The sequence below is a fragment of the Bradyrhizobium sp. SSBR45G genome, assembly GCF_030159255.1.
Lineage (GTDB): Bacteria > Pseudomonadota > Alphaproteobacteria > Rhizobiales > Xanthobacteraceae > Bradyrhizobium.
Genome location: NZ_BSCT01000035.1, coordinates 30,727 through 48,318 on the forward strand (window position 1 = coordinate 30,727; position 17,592 = coordinate 48,318).

A 17,592-nucleotide genomic window follows, 5' to 3' on the forward strand; every position below is an offset into this window, starting at 1 on the left:
AGGTCAACATGTCCGCCGAAGCCGCAAGCACGCTGTCATCGATCACCTGGAGCGACGAGCCCGCCGAGCAGCCGTTCTATATTCCCATGACGGGGCCGGCGGCCCGGCCGCGGCGATCGCTCAAGCACGACGACACGTTCATCGTGCTCGACGGTCATGGCGACATCGGCGCCTCGGCCGGCGGACCGGATGGCCTGTTCAATTCCGACACGCGCTATCTCGCGCGGCTCGAATTGACGCTGGACGACGTCCAGCCGCTGCTGCTCGGCTCCAGCCTGCGCGACGACAACTCCGCGCTGACGGTGGATCTCACCAATCCGGACATCTACAGCCAGGGCCGGCTGGTGCTGCCGAAGGACATGCTGCACATCGTGCGCACGATCTTTCTCTGGCACGGCACCGCCTATCAGCGCATCGGGCTGCAGAACCATGGCGATCGCAACGCCAGCTTCGATCTCAAGCTGACCTTCGACAATGATTTTGCCGATCTGTTCGAGGTGCGGGGCTCGGTGCGGCCGCATCGCGGCATCGGCTCGAGCCGGCTGGTCGACCCATCCGAGGTGGTGCTTCATTATCGCGGGCTGGACAATGTCCTGCGCACCACCGACGTGAGCTTCGATCCAATTCCGACGAACCTGACGGTCAACGTCGCGACCTATCATTTCGAGCTGGCGCCGCAGGAATCCGCGTCGCTGTTCGTGGCCGTGATGTGCAATGCCAAGGCCGGCGAGCGGCCCCGGCGGTTCTTCCGCAGCCTGCTCGCCCATCGCCGCGAGATGCGCCGCTGTACCATCGGTGCCGCCAGCATCGAGACCTCCAATGACATCCTGAACGAGGTGCTGTGCCAGGCGGCGGCCGACCTCAACATCCTGATGACGGACACGCCGGAGGGGCGCTATCCCTATGCCGGCATTCCCTGGTACTCGACGACGTTCGGCCGCGACGGCCTGATCACGGCGCTGCAGATGCTCTGGGTCGATCCGCGCATCGCCCGCGGCGTGCTGCGCCGGCTCGCCTCGCATCAGGCGCGCAACACTGATCCGCTCGCGGATGCCGAGCCCGGCAAGATTCTGCACGAGATGCGCGGCGGCGAGATGGCGGCGCTGCGCGAGGTGCCGTTCGCCTGCTACTATGGCAGCGTCGATTCGACGCCGCTGTTCGTGCTGCTGGCCGGGCTCTACATTGAGCGTACCGGCGACATCGAGACCTTGCTGGAGCTATGGCCGGCGATCGAGCTGGCCCTGGGCTGGATCGACGGGCCCGGCGATCCGGACGGCGACGGCTTCGTCGAATATCAGCGCGCCTCCGAGCAGGGTCTCGCCAACCAGGGCTGGAAGGATTCCTACGACGCGGTCTTCCATGCCGACGGACGCCTCGCCGAAGGCAACATCGCGCTCGCCGAGGTGCAGGGCTATGTCTTCGCCGGCAAGCAGCTTGCGGCGCGATCGGCGCGCCTGCTCGGCAAGTCCGCAATGGCGGACCGGCTCGAGGCGGAGGCGGCGCGGCTGGCCGAACGGTTCGAGGATGCCTTCTGGTGCGAGGACCTCAGCACCTATGCGCTCGCGCTCGACGGCGACAAGCAGCCCTGCCGGGTGCGCACCTCGAATGCCGGCCAACTGCTGTTCAGCGGCATGGTGCGCGAGGACCGCGCCCGCAAGGTCGCCGCCGATCTGCTGCGGCCGCAATTCTTCTCGGGCTGGGGCATTCGCACCGTCGCCGCCGGCGAGGCGCGCTACAATCCGATGTCCTATCACGACGGCTCGATCTGGCCGCACGACAATGCGCTGATCGCGCTCGGCCTGTCGCGCTACGGGCTGAAACATGCGGTGGAGCAGGTGTTCAAGGGCCTGTTCGAGGCCGCGGCCTACATGGATCTGCGCCGGCTGCCGGAGCTGTTCTGCGGCTTCCGTCGTGAGAAGCATCGCGGACCGACGCTGTATCCGGTGGCCTGCGCGCCGCAGGCCTGGGCGAGCGCGACGCCGTTCACCCTGCTCGAGGCCGCGCTCGGGCTCGAGTTCGACGCCGGCCGCGGCGAGATCCGACTGCGCAATCCGCGACTGCCGGAGTTCCTGGATTGGGTGGTGCTGCGCGATCTCCGGCTCGGCACCTCGACGATCGATCTGCGCATCCGGCGCCACGACGAGGACATCTCCATGGAGGTGCTGCGGCGGCGCGGCCAGATCCAGGTCTCGCTGGTGCTGGCGCAATGACGCGGTGGGCTGTGCATCGGCGGCGCAACGCTCGCGCTCTCGGCGTCGGGCTGTCGCTGCTCGCAGGCCTGCAGATCAATGCGGGCTACGCGCAGCAAGCGTCACCGCCACCGCCGGCAAAGGACGCGGCGTCGTCCGTCAAGGAGCCGGCGCCGCCGCCCTCGGTGACGATCCTCGGCGCGCGCGATGCGCATGGCGTGCTCGGCCGCGACGTGCGCAGCTCCACCGGCGAGGACATGGGGCAGATCGTCGACGTCATCGTCGATCTCACCGGGACGGTCCGGGCCGCGGTGATCGATTTCGGCGGCTTCCTCGGCGTCGGCAGCCGCAAGATCGTGGTCGACTGGACGGCGCTCGATTTCAAGCACATCGCTGACAAGAGCGATCAGGTCACGCTGGACCTGAACAAGGAGCAGGTGAAGGCCGCGCCCGAGTACAAGGAGGACAAGCCTGTCGTCGTGCTCGGTGCCGCCGGCAAGCTGTCGCCCTGGATTTTCGATCATTGAGCTGATGCGTGAGACCGCCGGTCCGGCACGCCTGCGTGCTCCGGACACGGTGGATCCTTATGTCCTGCGACCGTCATGAATTGAGCCGTTGAGAGCGATGCCGATTGCCCGGCCGTCCATACCGCCCGACCGCGCGCCCGAGCCAGATGGCTCGGACGGCGGCGCGCGCGCCGGCGCCGCGCCAGACCACGGCCCCTCTGGAAAGCCTGCGCCGTCGCAGCAGAGCCTGCGCGGGCTCGACTGGTTCATCTTCTTCCTCGCCGACGTGCAGACCGGGTTCGGTCCGTTCATCGCGGTGTATCTGACGACCCAGAAATGGACGCAGGCGCAGATCGGTCTGGTGCTGTCGATCGGCGGCCTCGTCGGGCTGATCGGGCAGATGCCGGGCGGCGCGATCATCGATGCCGCGAAATCGGAGCGGCGCGTCGCGGGACTGGCCGTCGCCACCATCGGCTGCTGCGCGCTCGCCTATGCGGTGTGGCCGATCTTTCTCGTCGTGGCCGGCGCTGCGACGTTCCACGCCGCGGCGAGCTGCGTGCTCGGTCCTGCGATCGCCGCCCTCAGCCTCGGCCTGGTCGGGCCGCGCGGCATGGCCGAGCGTCTTGGCCGCAATGCGCGCTTCGCCTCGCTCGGCAATGGCGTCGCGGCCGCGGTCATGGGGACCTGCGGCTATCTGCTGTCCAGCCGCGCGGTCTTTCTGGTGACGTTCATCCTCGCGTTCCCCACGCTGATCGCATTGTCGCGCATCCGCGAGCGCGAGATCGACATCGCGCGTGCGCATGGCCGGGCCAATCGGGAGGACAGAGAGGTTGCGCGGCTGTCGAACCTGCTCGGCCTGCTGCGTCAGCGCGCGCTGCTGGTGTTCGCACTCGGCGTATTCCTGCTGCAGCTCGCCAATGCGGCGATGCTGCCGCTGATGGCCGGCGTGGTGACGACGAAGTCGAGCGAATGGGCGCCGATGCTGATCGCGTTCTGTATCGTCGTGCCCCAGGCGATCGTGGCGCTGACCTCGCCATCGGTCGGCGCGGTGGCTCAGCAATGGGGCCGCCGGCCGCTGTTGATGCTGGGGTTTGCCGCGCTGGTGATCCGCGGCGCGCTGTTTGCCGTCGTGCACGATCCTGTCGTGCTGGTGGCGGTGCAGATCTTCGATGGTGTCACCGCCGCCGTGTTCGCGGTGATGATTCCGCTGACGGTCGCCGACGTCGCCTTCGGCAGCGGTCATTTCAGTCTGGCGCAGGGAATCGTCGGGACGGCGTCGGGCATCGGCGGATCGTTGTCTACCGTCATCGCCGGCTTCGCCAGCGATCGCTACGGCAGCGCCACCGCCTTCATGGGCCTGTCAGGCGTGGCGTTGACAGGGCTTGTGCTGATCGCGCTCCTGATGCCCGAAACGGGGCGGCAGCACGAGCGCGCCGCGTGAGGGCCGATGGACGCTCACGCGTCCATGCTGCGCAGGCGCTGGCGGTTGCGCAGCACGATCTGGCGGGCGCCGGAGAAGCCGAGGACGCCCTGGCTGTGCAGTTGCGACAGCGCGCGCGACACGGTCTCCAGGGTCAGGCCGAGATAGTCGCCGATGTCGCGACGGCACATCGGCAGCGCCATCATGCCGGCGACGGCGAGGCGGCGGTCCATCTCGAGCAGGAAGGTGGCAACGCGCTCCATCGCCGTCTTGCGTCCGAGCAGCAGCATGTGGTCTTCCGCATGGCGCAGGTCGCCGGCGGTCATGGTCCAGAGCTTGCGGGCGACCGCGACGTCGGTGCCGGCGGCCTGTTCGAGGCTGCGGCGCTTCACGAGGCGCACGGTGGTGTCGATGATGGCCTCGGCGGCGAGGCGGTGCACGGAGCCGAATTCCAGGCCGAACACGTCGCCCGGCAAATGGAAGGCGCCGATCTGGCGGCGGCCGTCGGAGAGCAGCTTGTAGCTGCGAACGGCGCCGGAGATGACCTGGTAGACGTATTCGGACGGCTCGTCCTCGCCGTAGATCTCCTCGTCCTTTTTATAGGAGAATTCGCTGGCGATCAGCCCGGCATGGCCGGTGATCTCGGCAAAGGGGTTGACGGCAGGAGCGGCAGGAGAGGGCGCAGCAGGAGAGGGGGCCGTACGGGGGGTGTTGGGGTTGACGACCGAATTGGCAATCGACTGATTGAGCATGACCATCTCCTTGCGGCGGATGGCCAAGTGGTACATGGCGGCTCCCGTTAAGGACATTTCGCGCGATATCTTAAGGGGGGCCCCTTACGTAAATGTACGGAGGCGGCCGCTCAGGAGGCGCGCTGGGCGGTGGCCGAATGCCCGTTGGCGATCGCCTTGCGGATCCGCTTGACCAGATTGTCGTCGAGCAGCGGCTTGAGCAGGAAATCCCGGATGCCGACAGCAGCCGCCCGCGCCTCCAGCCGGTCGTCGTAATGCCCCGTGATCAGCACCACGGGCGCGGTCGCGCCCTGCTTGCGCAACCGCACGGCGAGCTCGACGCCGTTGAGCTCGGGCATCTTGTAGTCGACGACGAAGCAATCGACCGGCGCGTGATCCGATGCGTTGAGCAGCGCGATGCCGCTGCGGAAGGTGCGGACGTCGAAGCCGTCTGCCTCCAGCAGGAAGCGCAGCGAGCCGAGGACGTCGGCATCGTCGTCGGCGACGTAGACCGTAGGTTTGCTGTGAACCGACATGGCACGTGCCGCGAGAATGTCATGTTGAACCGAAGCACAGCATAACACTCGATTCCGTCAAGCCAGCTTGATCTAGCTCAATCCTTCAAGGCCCCGGCGCGCATCGCCAGCCGCACCAGCTCGGAGAGGCTGTTGGCGCCCATCTTGGTCATGACGTTGGCCCGGTAGACCTCGATGGTGCGCGGGCTGATATCGTATTCGCGCGCGATCAGCTTGTTGGAGAGCCCGGCCATCAATCCATCCATCACCTGGCGCTCCCGGGGGCTCAGGCTGGCGATGCGGGCGAGAATGTCCTGCGTGATCGATTCGGTCTTGGCGGCCGGCTCGGCCTGCCGGATCGCCGTCTCGATCATGGCCACGAGCCGCTCGTCCTCGAACGGCTTCTCCAGGAAGTCGACCGCGCCGAGTTTCATCGCCTCGACCGCGAGCGGCACGTCGCCATGGCCGGTCATCACCAGAATCGGAAAGCTGCTGCCGGCAGCCTTCATGTGCTTGAGCAGCTCGATGCCGTCGATGCCGGGCATGCGCACGTCGGAGAGGATGCAGCCGAAGGCGAGCGTCGGCAGCCTGTCGAGGAAGGCTTGCGCGTTCTCGAACAACGTGACCTCGAACCCGGAGGAATCGAGCAGGAAGTTGAGCGAGTCCCGCATCGCCTCGTCGTCGTCGATCACATAGACCTTGGCCCGTTCAGCCATCATGCTCAACCTTGGTTGGGGCGGCGGGCAGGGTGAAGCGGAAGGTCGCGCCGCCCGCCGCGTTGTTCTCGGCCCACATGCGCCCGCCATGAGCCTCGATGATGGAACGGCTGATCGAGAGGCCGACTCCCATTCCGGTGTCCTTGGTGGTGAAGAAGGTCTTGAAGAGATTGGGCATGACGTCGTCGGGGAACCCCGTTCCGGTATCGGACACGGCGACCTCGATCAAGTCGTCGCCGACCTTGCGATTGGTGGCCGCCAGCTCGCGCCGAGCGGAATGCGACATCGCCTCCAGCGCGTTGCGGAACAGGTTCACCAGCACCTGCTGGATCTGGACCCGGTCCGCCAGCACGAGGTCCGCGTCCGGATTGAGCTGGAAACGCAGCTGGACGTTCTGCTCGCGGGCACCGGCAAGGCCGAGCGCGCCGGCCTCCTCGATCAGCTTCGACAGGCTTTCGACCCGCTTCTCCGATTCGCCGCGCGAGACGAAATCACGCAGCCGGCGGATGATCTGGCCGGCGCGAATCGCCTGCTCGGCGGCGCGGTCCATCGCGCTCTCGATCTTGCCGGTGTTGGGGTCGCTGCTGCCGGCGAGCAGCCGGCGCGAGCCCTTCATGTAGTTGCTGATCGCGGCGAGCGGCTGGTTCAGCTCGTGCGCCAGCGCCGAGGCCATCTCGCCCATCGCGCTCAGGCGCGACACGTGCACGAGCTCCGACTGCAATTCGCGCAGTCGCGCCTGGGTCTGCTGATGTTCGGTCAGATCATGGGCAAAGCCGGTGAAATACGGCTTGCCGGCGGACTGCATCTCGCCGATCGACAGATGCATCGGGAACGTCGCGCCGTCGCGGCGGCGTCCGGTCACGATGCGGCCGATGCCGATGATGTGGCGCTCGCGGCTGGAATGATAGCGGGTGAGGTAGGCGCCATGGCGCGAACGGTCCGGCTCCGGCATCAGCACGCTGACGTCGAGGCCGACGGCCTCCTCCTCGGTATAGCCGAACATGCGCTCGGCGGCAGTGCTAAAGAACTGGATGATGCCGTCACCGTCGATCACGATCATCGCGTCCGGGACGGTGTCCAGGATCGAGCGGAAGTGCTGCTCGCGCAGCCGCAGCGCCTCCTCCAGCCGCTTCTCCTGATCGATGTCGAGCGCAATGCCGCGCAGATGCCGCGGCTTGCCCGCCTCGTCGGGAACCATGCCGGCGAGGACGCGGATCCAGTGGCCGCCGCCGGCCGCCTTGAACGACATGTCGAACCCGGTGCCCTGGTGGCGCGCATGCTCGATCGCCGCCTCGACCGGGGCGCGATCGTCGGCCGCGAGCAGGGACAGGAAGGAGCGGTAGGTCACCGGCTCGTCGGCTGATATCCCGAACAGCCGGCGCGTCGTCACCGACCAGTAGAACTCGTCCGAGGCGAAGTCGAGATCCCACGCGCCAAAGCCCAGCCCACGGGCGTCCTCGGGTCTGACGGATGCGTCGGGAAAGGGTTGGGTCACGCCGCGCACTTCGAAGCCTTCGATCGATTCGCCGTTGTTGCCGGAAAGCAGGTTGCCAGACGCAGGTTGACGGGAAGCCGTTGTCGCGCGGGAGGCGGCGGGTGCCGGCCATCGCGACAGTCTATACCAGATTGCGCCGTTGCAACCCTGGCTGACTTAAACTTTGGTTCGGCACTTCAAGGCCTTCTGCCATTTTTGACCGGGTTCCACCGGTCGTGCCGCCCGTGTTCCGGTCCCGCACATTGATCTATCTCATCATGGCAGGCGATTTCACCTCTAAGAGCTGCATGGAAGCAATGTTTGGAGAGGCGGGATGACGCTCGCGACAGTCATGGTGAGCCTTGCGCTCAGCCAGCCCAATGAGGCCCGTCTTCAGGTCGCCAGCGATCTCGCCGCCCGTTTCGATGCCGGCCTGATCGGCGTGGCGGCCGCGGAATTCACCCCGCCGCTGTATTTCACGACGGGCGAGCAGGCCCAGGACCTGATCGACCAGGGCGAGGCCGCGCTGCAGACCCGGCTGGCCGAGCTCGAGCAGCAATTCCGCACCACGGTCGGTGACCGCGCGGCGCCGCTGAGCTGGCGGAGTGCGCTGGATTTCCCGGCCCGCTACGTGCTGGCGCAGACCCGCGCCGCCGACATCCTCGTCACCGGGAGCGTGGCGCCCGGCATGTCGGATGCGTTTGCGATCGCCAGTCCCAAGGACCTCGTGATGCAGGCCGGACGGCCGCTGCTCGTGGTGCCCGACACGGCCAGCTGGCTCGATCTCGGGACCGTGCTGGTGGCCTGGAAGGAGACACCCGAGGCGCGCCGTGCGCTGACCGATGCGCTGCCGCTGCTCGCCAAGGCCGGCGACGTGGTCGTGGTCGAGATCCTGGAAAACATCTCGGAATACGACGCCTGCGAGGCGCGGCTCAACGACGTGGTCGCCTGGCTCGGCCGTCACAAGATAGTCGCGTCGGCCCGGGTCGATGAGCCGGGGCAGGGGCGCAACGTCGCCGCCAAGCTGGATGCCATCGCCGCGGATCTGACGGCCGGTCTGGTGGTGGCCGGCGCCTATGGCCATTCCCGATTCCGCGAGCTCGTCCTCGGCGGTGTTACCGAACATCTGGTGACGCGCACCGAGCGCTGCGTGCTGCTGTCGCACTGAACCTCCAACCGCTCCATTCGATCACAGGATTGCCGCCTTGTACAAATTTCTCGAGGACACCGCCGGCAGCTACATGACGCGGACCATCACGACCGTGACCCGCGAGACGACGATTCGCGAGCTCGGCGACATGTTCGACCGCGACGATTTCAACACCTATCCCGTCGTCGAGAACGACGAGGTGATCGGCATCGTCACCAAATTCGACGTGCTGAAATGCTTCGCGTTCACACCGAATCAGATGCTGCCGCGCTACAGCGACCTGATGAACCGGACCGTCGCCGACGTGATGACGTCCGAGTTCATCTATGTCAGGCCCGATACCAAGCTGACGCGCGTGCTGCAGCTGATGGTCGAGCACCGCATCCGCAGCCTTCCGGTGACTGACGGCAACAACCGCCTGGTCGGGATCATTGCCCGCGAGGATCTCGTGCGGGCGCTCGCCGCCGCTGCCAAGGATTGAGCGACAAGGATTGAGCGACAAGGATTGAGCGGCCTGGCCCCGGACACCACGTCTTAGGCCGCGTCCGTAGACGAAAGTCTGAGGATCGGGTTTGCTATGAGGTCCGCTCGCGGTTTCGCGCGCGGGCTTTTTTCGTGCGTGCGAATCCTGTTGCGCGATCATCGGGATCGCGACGGTTGGAGCTGGCGGCATCGGGCCGTGCAACACTCCCGCGGTTTCCGGCGAACTGGTCGCAAAGTTGATTTCGATCAATTCCACGTGTGAACGATTGTGGTTGCTGGGCTCGTGTTCTTTCAGCGAGATTCCGCATGAGCGCGTCCTCAACAAAATCCATGACCATCGGCGAAAGTGGCCTGTCGCTCACTTTTGCCGTCACAGCCTTCCTGTGCGTCTTCGCTGCGGCGAAGGCACTGGATACGGCCTTCGCGTTTCACGCCTCGCTCGCGGCTGCCGCCAGCGCGGCGTCCGTCTTCTTCATCCTCAACCGCTACTTCGAGCGCGGCGAACTCCCGCCGCAGGAGATCAATGGCCGGCCGAACTACAATCTCGGTCCGATCAAGTTCTCCTCGTTCATGGCGATGTTCTGGGGCATCGCCGGCTTTGCCGTCGGCCTCATCATCGCTTCCCAGCTGGCCTGGCCGGCGCTGAACTTCGATCTGCCCTGGACCAGCTTCGGCCGTCTGCGGCCGCTGCACACCTCGGCCGTGATCTTCGCCTTCGGCGGCAATGTGCTGCTGGCGACGTCGTTCTACGTCGTGCAGCGGACCAGCCGCGTGCGGCTGGCCGGCGATCTCGCGCCCTGGTTCGTCGTGGTCGGCTACAACTTCTTCATCCTCATCGCCGGCACGGGCTATCTGCTCGGCGTCACCGAGGGCAAGGAGTATGCCGAGCCCGAATGGTACTCCGATCTGTGGCTGACGATCGTCTGGGTGGTCTATCTGCTCGTCTTCCTGACGACGGTCATCAAGCGCAAGGAGCCGCACATCTTCGTGGCGAACTGGTTCTACCTGGCCTTCATCGTCACGATCGCGGTGCTGCACCTCGGCAACAACCCGGCGCTGCCGGTGTCGTTCTTCGGCTCGAAGTCCTATGTCGCCTGGGGCGGCGTGCAGGATGCGATGTTCCAGTGGTGGTACGGCCACAACGCGGTCGGCTTCTTCCTGACCGCCGGCTTCCTCGCCATCATGTACTACTTCATCCCGAAGCGGGCGGAGCGGCCGATCTATTCCTACCGGCTGTCGATCATCCACTTCTGGGCGCTGATCTTCCTCTACATCTGGGCCGGTCCGCACCATCTGCACTATACGGCGCTGCCGGACTGGACGCAGACGCTCGGCATGACCTTCTCGATCATGCTGTGGATGCCCTCCTGGGGCGGCATGATCAACGGCCTGATGACCCTGTCGGGAGCGTGGGACAAGCTGCGGACTGACCCCGTGCTGCGCATGCTGGTCGTCTCCGTCGCCTTCTACGGCATGTCGACCTTCGAAGGTCCGATGATGTCGATCAAGGTGGTCAACTCGCTCAGCCACTACACCGACTGGACCATCGGCCACGTGCACTCCGGTGCGCTCGGCTGGGTCGGTTTCGTGTCCTTCGGCGCGCTGTACTGCCTCGTGCCGTGGATCTGGAACCGCAAGGGCCTCTACAGCCTCAAGCTCGTGAACTGGCACTTCTGGACGGCCACGCTCGGCATCGTGCTCTACATCTCCGCGATGTGGGTCTCGGGCATCCTGCAGGGCCTGATGTGGCGGTCCTACACGGCGCTCGGCTTCCTCGAATACTCCTTCATCGAGACCGTCGAGGCGATGCATCCCTTCTACATCATCCGTGCCGCCGGTGGCGCGCTGTTCCTGATCGGCTCACTCATCATGGCCTACAATCTCTGGATGACGGTCCGTGTCGGTGAGGAAGAAGTTCAGTCGCCCGTCGCCCTTCAGCCGGCGGAGTGAGGTATCCAACCATGTCATTCTGGCAACGACACCAAGTCTTCGAGAAGAACTCGATCATCCTGATCGTCGGCATCCTGCTGGCGATCGCGGTCGGCGGCCTCGTCGAGATCACTCCGCTCTTCTATCTGAAGAGCACGATCGAGGCGGTCGACGGCGTCAGGCCGTACACGCCGCTGGAGCTGGCCGGCCGCAATATCTACGTCCGCGAGGGCTGCTATCTCTGCCACTCGCAGATGATCCGTCCGCTGCGCGACGAGGTGGAACGCTATGGCCACTTCTCGCTGGCTGCGGAGAGCATGTACGACCATCCGTTCCAGTGGGGCTCCAAGCGCACGGGTCCTGACCTCGCCCGCGTCGGCAACAAGTACTCCGACGACTGGCACGTCACCCATCTGAGCAACCCGCGCGCCATCGTTCCGCAGTCGATCATGCCCGGCTATCCCTTCCTGAAGGAGACCGAGCTCAACGGCGACAACGTTGCCGATCACCTGAAGACGCTGCGTGCGGTGGGCGTGCCCTACACCGACGACCAGATCGCCAACGCGGCCGCCGACCTCAAGGCCCAGGTCGATCCGGACGGCAATGGTGCGGAGGCGCTCACCAAGCGCTATCCGAAGGCGGTGGTGCGCAACTTCGACGGCAAGGCGGGAGCGCCGACCGAAATGGATGCCCTGGTCGCGTATCTGCAGATGCTCGGCACCCTGGTCGACTTCAAGATCTACAACGAAAAAGCCAACCTGCGCTGAGATCGAGAGGCGAACATCATGAAGCCCATCATTGCAGTCGAAAACATCGCGTCGTCACTCGTGACGACGCTGTGGACCCCGATCTTCTTTGCGATCTTCATCGCGATCGTGACCTATGCCCTCTGGCCTCGCAACAAGGCCGCTTTCGACGAAGCGGCGAGCATGCCGTTGCGCGAGGAGTAATTCATCATGGCTGACCATACCGAAGTCGACAATGTCACGGGCACGGCCACGACCGGCCATGCCTGGGACGGCATCAAGGAGCTCAACACCCCGCTGCCGCGGTGGTGGGTGATCACCTTCTACATCACCATCGTCTGGGCGATCGGCTACTGGATCGTCTATCCGGCCTGGCCGACCATCTCCAGCAACACGGCAGGCTTGTTCGGCTACTCGTCCCGCGCGGACGTGGCGGTCGAGCTCGCCAATCTCGAGAAGATCCGCGGCGCCAAGATGGTGGCGCTCGCCACCGCCTCGCTCGCCGACATCGAGAAGGATCCGGCGATGCTGGCCCTGGCCCGCGCCAAGGGCAAGACCGTGTTCGGCGACAATTGCGCTGCCTGCCACGGCACCGGAGCTGCCGGCGCCAAGGGCTTCCCGAACCTGAACGACGACGACTGGCTGTGGGGCGGCTCGCTGGAGCAGATCCAGCAGACCTTGCTGTACGGCGTGCGCTCGGGTCATGCCAAGGCGCGGGAAGGCCAGATGCTCGCCTTCGGCAAGGACGGAGTCCTGAAGCCGGCGGAGATCGTCACGGTCGCCAACTACGTCCGCGAGTTGGCGGGCCTGCCGACCCGGCCGGGTTATGACGCCAAGGCGGGGGCCAAGGTCTTCGCCGAGAACTGCGTGGCCTGCCATGGCGACAACGCCAAGGGCAATCCGGACGTCGGCGCGCCGAACCTGACCGACAAGATCTGGCTTTACGGCTCCGAGGAGGCGACCCTGATCGAGACCATCACCAATGGTCGCGCAGGTGTCATGCCGGCCTGGGAAGGCCGTCTCGACCCGGTCACGATCAAGGCCATGGCGGTCTATGTCCACTCGCTCGGCGGAGGAAAGTAACGGAAATCCAACGGAACTTTCCCTTCAATTGAGCTGGATCAACCGAGCGGCCGGAGGTGGGCATACCTTCGGCCGCAACTGCGAGAAGACCCCAGCCATGACGCGCCAGCCATGAACCAGACGGTAAAACCGGACGACCTGCAGCCTGTAGATGACTACGGTCCGCTCTACGCCGCGCAAAAAAAGGTCTATCCGCAGAGCGTCACGGGGACGTTCCGCCGGATCAAATGGGGGCTGATGGGCGTCTGCCTCGGCGTCTATTATTTCCTGCCCTTCGTGCGCTGGAATCGCGGCCTCGGCGCCCCCGACCAGGCCGTGCTGATCGATTTCCCCAACCACCGCTTCTACTTCTTCTTCATCGAGCTGTGGCCGCAGGAGGTCTACTACTTTACCGGCCTCCTGATCATCGCCGCGATCGGCCTGTTCCTGATGAACGCGATCGGTGGCCGCATCTGGTGCGGCTATCTGTGTCCGCAGACGGTCTGGACCGACCTGTTCTATGCCGTGGAGCGCCTGATCGAGGGCGACCGGCGCGAGCGCATGAAGAAGGATGCCGCGAACGATCCGATGCGGCTGGAGCGGATCTCCGAGCTCGTGCTCAAGCATTCCATCTGGCTCATGATCGCCTGGTGGACCGGCGGCGCCTGGGTGCTGTATTTCAGCGACGCGCCGACCCTGGTGAAGGAGCTCGTCACCTTCCAGGGGCCGCCGCTGGCCTATATCTGGATCGCGATCCTCACCGCCACCACCTATACGCTCGCCGGCTTCATGCGCGAGCAGGTCTGCGTCTACATGTGCCCATGGCCGCGCATCCAGGCCGCACTGACCGATGAATGGGCGCTCAACGTCACCTATCGCTATGACCGCGGCGAGAGCCGCATGTCGGTCAAGAAGGCCGCCGAGCTGCGCGCGGCGGGCCAGCCCGCCGGCGACTGCATCGACTGCAAGCAGTGCGTGGCCGTGTGCCCGACCGGCATCGACATCCGCGACGGATCGCAGATGGACTGCATCCAGTGCGGCCTGTGCATCGACGCCTGCGACACGGTCATGACCAAGATCGGTCGCCCGACGCGGCTGATTGCGTATGACAACGACATCAACATTCATCGCCGCCAGGAAGGCAAGCCGCCGATCTACAAGCTCGTGCGCGCGCGCACCGTGGCCTATGCCGCGATCATCGCCGTCGTCGGCGGGGCCATGGTCTACAAGCTCGCGACCCGCTCGCTGCTCGAGGTCAACGTGCTGCATGATCGCAACCCGATCGCGATCAAGCTGTCCGATGGCTCGATCCGCAACGCCTATACGGTGCGCGTTCTCAACAAGCACGGCTTCGATCGCGTCATCGCCATCGACATCGAGGGGCCGGTCAATTCGACCGTTCACGTCGTCGGCGCCGATTCGGTGACGCCTGACCGGCCGATGATCGTGATCGGCCGCGACCAGACCGAGGAGCTGCGCCTGCTCGTGACCGCGCCCGAAGAGAACAATCCCGCGAAGTCGATCCCGGTGAAGTTCCACGTCACCGACATCGGCCTCGGCGTCGTCGCCTCCGCCACCGACAATTTCGTCAGCCCGTAAGCTAGGGGAGCCCGTCAATGGCCAGCCGTTCCAACCCGTCTTTCCAGCTGACCGGACGCATGGTGCTCGCCATGCTCCTCGCCTTCTTCGGGCTCGTGATCGGCGTCAACGTCTACATGATGAAGATGGCGATCTCGACCTTGCCGGGCACCGAGGTCGACAGCGCCTATAGCGCCAGCCTCGGCTATGAGAAGGAAATCGCGGCTGCGCGCGCGCAGGAGGCGCGGCGCTGGAACGTCGAGGCGCATATCGAGCGCGGTGCAAGCGGCGCTGCGGTGGTTCAGGTCAGTGCGCGTGACGCGAGCGGCAATCCGGTCTCGGGCCTGACCTTCCAGGGCCGGCTCGAGCGTCCCGCCGACAAGCGCGCCGATCAGGACGTTGCGCTCGCCGAGATCGGCAGCGGCGTCTATCGCGGCACCGCGGAGGCGATTGCGCCGGGTCAGTGGGACCTCGTGATCGAAGGCGATTCCAGCGGCCGGCGTCTGTTCATGTCTAAGAACCGCGTGCTGCTGAACTAAAGGGACTTCCGATCATGCAAGTGACGCGTGACTTCTCCCATTACGTCAAGGATCTCGGTGCCGGTCTGAAGCACATCGATCTCGCGGTCGAAGGCGTCAGCTGCGCCGGCTGCATGGCCAAGATCGAGCGCGGCCTCTCCGCGCTGCCCGACGTGACCCTGGCGCGCGTCAATCTGACCGACCGCCGCGTCGCCTTGGAATGGAAGCAGGGCACGCTCGACCCGGCGAAGTTCATCGATCGGCTCGCCGAGCTCGGCTACAAGGCCTATCCGTTCGAGAAGGCGAGCGCGGAAACCACCGAGGCGGAGGAATCGCGCTTCCTGCTGCGCTGCCTCGGTGTCGCGGCGTTCGCGACCATGAACGTGATGATGCTGTCGGTTCCGGTATGGTCCGGCAATGTCAGCGACATGCTGCCGGAGCAGCGCGACTTCTTCCACTGGCTCTCGGCCGTCATCGCGCTGCCGGCGGTGGCCTATGCCGGCCAGCCGTTCTTCCGTTCCGCCTGGCGCGCCTTGAAGACCGGCAACGTCAACATGGACGTGCCGATCTGCATCGGCGTGATCCTCGCCTTGGGCATGTCGATCGTCGAGACCTTCCATCACGCCGAGCACGCCTATTTCGACGCCGCGATCATGCTGCTGACCTTCCTCCTGGTCGGCCGCTATCTCGACCAGAACATGCGGCGGCGGACCCGCGCCGTCGCCGGCAATCTCGCCGCGCTGAAGGCGGAGACCGCGACCAAGTTCGTCGGCCCCGACGAGATCTCCGAAGTCCCGGTCGCTGCCGTTCGTGCCGGCGATCTCGTGCTGCTGCGGCCCGGCGAGCGCTGCGCCGTCGACGGCGTCGTCATCGAGGGCCGCTCCGAGATCGACCAGAGCCTGATCACCGGCGAGACGCTCTACGTGCCGGCCGAGCAGGGCACGGCAGTCTATGCCGGCTCGCTCAACATTTCCGGCACGCTGCGTGTCCGTGTGTCGGCCGCGGCCGAGGGCACGCTGCTGGCCGAGATCACTCGTCTGCTCGACAATGCCCTGCAGGCGCGCTCGCGCTACATGCGGCTCGCCGATCGCGCCTCGCGGCTCTACGCGCCGGTGGTGCATGCGACGGCCGCGCTCACCGTGCTTGGCTGGGTGCTCGCCGGCGCTGGCTGGCACGACGCCATCGTCACCGGCATCGCGGTGCTGATCATCACCTGTCCATGCGCCCTTGGCCTTGCAATCCCGACGGTACAGACGGTGGCCTCGGGCGCCATGTTCAAATCCGGCGTGCTGCTCAATGCGGGCGACGCGATCGAGCGTCTGGCTGAGGCCGATCACGTCATCTTCGACAAGACCGGCACGCTCACGCTGCCGGAGCTCGAGGTCGTCAACGCCGCCGACATCCCGGCCGATGTGTTCGCGCTTGCAGGCCAGCTCGCGCTGTCGAGCCATCACCCGGTCGCAGCGGCCGTCGCGCAGGCCGCGCAGGCTCGGTCGCCGTTGATGGGCGCGACCGAGGAGCCGGGGCAGGGCGTTCGCGCCGTCGTCGATGGCGTCGAGATCCGGTTGGGCCGTCCGGCCTTCTGCGGCGCCGAGGCGCTCGTCGCGCAGAACGGCAACGTCGATCCCGAGGCGTCCGTCGTCGCCTTCCGCCGCGGCACCGAGACCTTCCTGTTCTCGGTGCGCCAGGGCCTTCGTCCGGATGCCGACAAGATCATCGCCGGCCTGCAGCGGCGCGGCATCAAGGTCGAGATTCTCTCGGGTGATCGCGAGGCGGCGGTGGCCGCGGCCGCCAAGGCGCTCGGCATCGGCGAGTGGCGTGCCGGTGTGACGCCCGCCGACAAGATCGCGCGGATTGAGCAACTGAAGCGCTCGGGCGTCAAGGTGATGATGGTCGGTGACGGCATGAACGATGCGCCCGCGCTCGCCGCCGCCCACGTCTCGATGTCGCCGATCTCGGCCGCGCATCTCAGCCAGGCCACGGCCGATCTCGTGTTCCTCGGCCGGCCGCTGGCGCCGGTGCTGGCCGCGATCGACTACGCCCGCAAGGCGCTGCATCTGATGCGGCAGAATCTGTGGCTCGCGGTCGGCTACAATGTCCTCGCGGTGCCCTTGGCGATCAGCGGCGTCGTGACCCCGCTGATCGCGGCGGCCGCAATGTCGGGCTCGTCGATCTTGGTCATGCTGAACGCGTTGCGCGCCCGCAAGGTCGCCGGGGAGGCCACCTCATGGAAGTCATGATCATTCTGGTGCCATTGGCCCTGGCGCTCGGTCTGGCCGGCCTGGTCGGCTTCCTCTGGTCGCTGAAGAGCGGCCAGTATGAGGATCTCGAAGGCGCGGCGTGGCGCGCCATCGCCGACGACGATGAGCCCGTTGCGCCGGTTCAGCCCGAGGCCGCGCCGAGCCGGCCCTGAACGCCCGGCATTGGCATCATCGGTCGCACATCCCACCTGATGGCGTGCAATATCGCTGCGAACCGCAGGCCCGTCCCCGCGACGTCATCGTGCGAGGGGCCTTAGGAGTCGTTGCGGCCTTGCGCCTGCCAGATGGTGCGCTATTGCCGCGGTATCGATGGC

17 protein-coding genes are annotated in these 17,592 nt (G+C 66.0%); 13 read left to right on the forward strand and 4 right to left on the reverse strand.

The features are described 5' to 3' along the window. Positions 1 to 8 precede the first annotated feature (8 nt). The 3 genes from QQL87_RS29700 (at position 9) to QQL87_RS29710 (ending at position 4,136) form a co-directional block, all read left to right on the forward strand. Positions 9 to 2,210, forward strand: coding sequence for an amylo-alpha-1,6-glucosidase (locus QQL87_RS29700; protein WP_284423388.1), 2,202 nt, complete (start codon positions 9 to 11; stop codon positions 2,208 to 2,210). Further along, positions 2,207 to 2,716 carry a PRC-barrel domain-containing protein gene (locus QQL87_RS29705; RefSeq protein ID WP_284423389.1) on the forward strand — a complete coding sequence of 170 codons (510 nt, stop codon included), beginning with the start codon at positions 2,207 to 2,209 and terminating at the stop codon, positions 2,714 to 2,716. Before QQL87_RS29700 ends, QQL87_RS29705 begins: the two co-directional genes overlap by 4 nt. A 97-nt stretch (positions 2,717 to 2,813) precedes the next feature. After that, the gene (locus QQL87_RS29710; protein ID WP_284423390.1) at positions 2,814 to 4,136 is read left to right on the forward strand and encodes an MFS transporter; all 1,323 of its coding nucleotides are present in this window, start codon (positions 2,814 to 2,816) and stop codon (positions 4,134 to 4,136) included. Positions 4,137 to 4,150: 14 nt separating this feature from the next. Here the strand turns inward: QQL87_RS29710 and QQL87_RS29715 are convergent, their stop codons facing one another. The 4 genes from QQL87_RS29715 to fixL form a co-directional block, all read right to left on the reverse strand. Then, the gene (locus QQL87_RS29715; protein ID WP_284423423.1) at positions 4,151 to 4,867 is read right to left on the reverse strand and encodes a helix-turn-helix domain-containing protein; all 717 of its coding nucleotides are present in this window, start codon (positions 4,865 to 4,867) and stop codon (positions 4,151 to 4,153) included. A gap of 110 nt (positions 4,868 to 4,977) precedes the next feature. Continuing rightward, on the reverse strand, positions 4,978 to 5,382 hold the full coding sequence (locus tag QQL87_RS29720; RefSeq protein WP_284423391.1) for a response regulator: 405 nt from the start codon (positions 5,380 to 5,382) through the stop codon (positions 4,978 to 4,980). 77 nt (positions 5,383 to 5,459) lie between these two features. Beyond that, positions 5,460 to 6,077: a response regulator FixJ gene (gene fixJ, locus QQL87_RS29725; RefSeq protein WP_284423392.1), complete on the reverse strand. Its 618-nt coding sequence runs from the start codon at positions 6,075 to 6,077 to the stop codon at positions 5,460 to 5,462. Continuing rightward, positions 6,070 to 7,581, reverse strand: coding sequence for a sensor protein FixL (fixL, locus tag QQL87_RS29730; RefSeq protein ID WP_502871231.1), 1,512 nt, complete (start codon positions 7,579 to 7,581; stop codon positions 6,070 to 6,072). The genes fixJ and fixL overlap by 8 nt, the downstream gene beginning before the upstream one ends. A 304-nt stretch (positions 7,582 to 7,885) precedes the next feature. On the opposite strand from fixL, the gene QQL87_RS29735 reads away from it, so the two are divergent. The 10 genes from QQL87_RS29735 (at position 7,886) to ccoS (ending at position 17,430) form a co-directional block, all read left to right on the forward strand. After that, positions 7,886 to 8,719: a putative universal stress family protein gene (locus QQL87_RS29735; protein WP_284423393.1), complete on the forward strand. Its 834-nt coding sequence runs from the start codon at positions 7,886 to 7,888 to the stop codon at positions 8,717 to 8,719. A gap of 37 nt (positions 8,720 to 8,756) precedes the next feature. Further along, positions 8,757 to 9,182 carry a CBS domain-containing protein gene (locus tag QQL87_RS29740; RefSeq protein WP_284423394.1) on the forward strand — a complete coding sequence of 142 codons (426 nt, stop codon included), beginning with the start codon at positions 8,757 to 8,759 and terminating at the stop codon, positions 9,180 to 9,182. 332 nt (positions 9,183 to 9,514) lie between these two features. Further along, positions 9,515 to 11,134 carry a cytochrome-c oxidase, cbb3-type subunit I gene (gene ccoN, locus QQL87_RS29745; protein WP_502871235.1) on the forward strand — a complete coding sequence of 540 codons (1,620 nt, stop codon included), beginning with the start codon at positions 9,515 to 9,517 and terminating at the stop codon, positions 11,132 to 11,134. An 11-nt stretch (positions 11,135 to 11,145) separates the two neighbouring features. Further along, positions 11,146 to 11,880 (forward strand): cytochrome-c oxidase, cbb3-type subunit II, encoded by a 735-nt coding sequence (ccoO, locus tag QQL87_RS29750; protein WP_284423396.1) that lies wholly within the window; start codon positions 11,146 to 11,148, stop codon positions 11,878 to 11,880. Between the two features lie 18 nt (positions 11,881 to 11,898). Next, positions 11,899 to 12,063, forward strand: coding sequence for a CcoQ/FixQ family Cbb3-type cytochrome c oxidase assembly chaperone (locus QQL87_RS29755; RefSeq protein ID WP_041750607.1), 165 nt, complete (start codon positions 11,899 to 11,901; stop codon positions 12,061 to 12,063). Positions 12,064 to 12,069: 6 nt separating this feature from the next. Beyond that, a complete protein-coding gene (ccoP, locus tag QQL87_RS29760) occupies positions 12,070 to 12,942 on the forward strand; it encodes a cytochrome-c oxidase, cbb3-type subunit III (RefSeq protein WP_284423397.1) in 873 nt (290 codons plus the stop codon). 111 nt (positions 12,943 to 13,053) lie between these two features. Further along, the gene (gene ccoG, locus QQL87_RS29765) at positions 13,054 to 14,520 is read left to right on the forward strand and encodes a cytochrome c oxidase accessory protein CcoG (RefSeq protein ID WP_284423398.1); all 1,467 of its coding nucleotides are present in this window, start codon (positions 13,054 to 13,056) and stop codon (positions 14,518 to 14,520) included. Between the two features lie 17 nt (positions 14,521 to 14,537). Further along, on the forward strand, positions 14,538 to 15,038 hold the full coding sequence (locus tag QQL87_RS29770) for a FixH family protein (protein WP_284423399.1): 501 nt from the start codon (positions 14,538 to 14,540) through the stop codon (positions 15,036 to 15,038). Between the two features lie 14 nt (positions 15,039 to 15,052). After that, positions 15,053 to 17,257 (forward strand): cation-translocating P-type ATPase, encoded by a 2,205-nt coding sequence (locus tag QQL87_RS29775; protein WP_284423400.1) that lies wholly within the window; start codon positions 15,053 to 15,055, stop codon positions 17,255 to 17,257. Next, positions 17,245 to 17,430: a cbb3-type cytochrome oxidase assembly protein CcoS gene (gene ccoS, locus QQL87_RS29780; protein WP_284423401.1), complete on the forward strand. Its 186-nt coding sequence runs from the start codon at positions 17,245 to 17,247 to the stop codon at positions 17,428 to 17,430. Before QQL87_RS29775 ends, ccoS begins: the two co-directional genes overlap by 13 nt. Positions 17,431 to 17,592 lie beyond the last annotated feature (162 nt).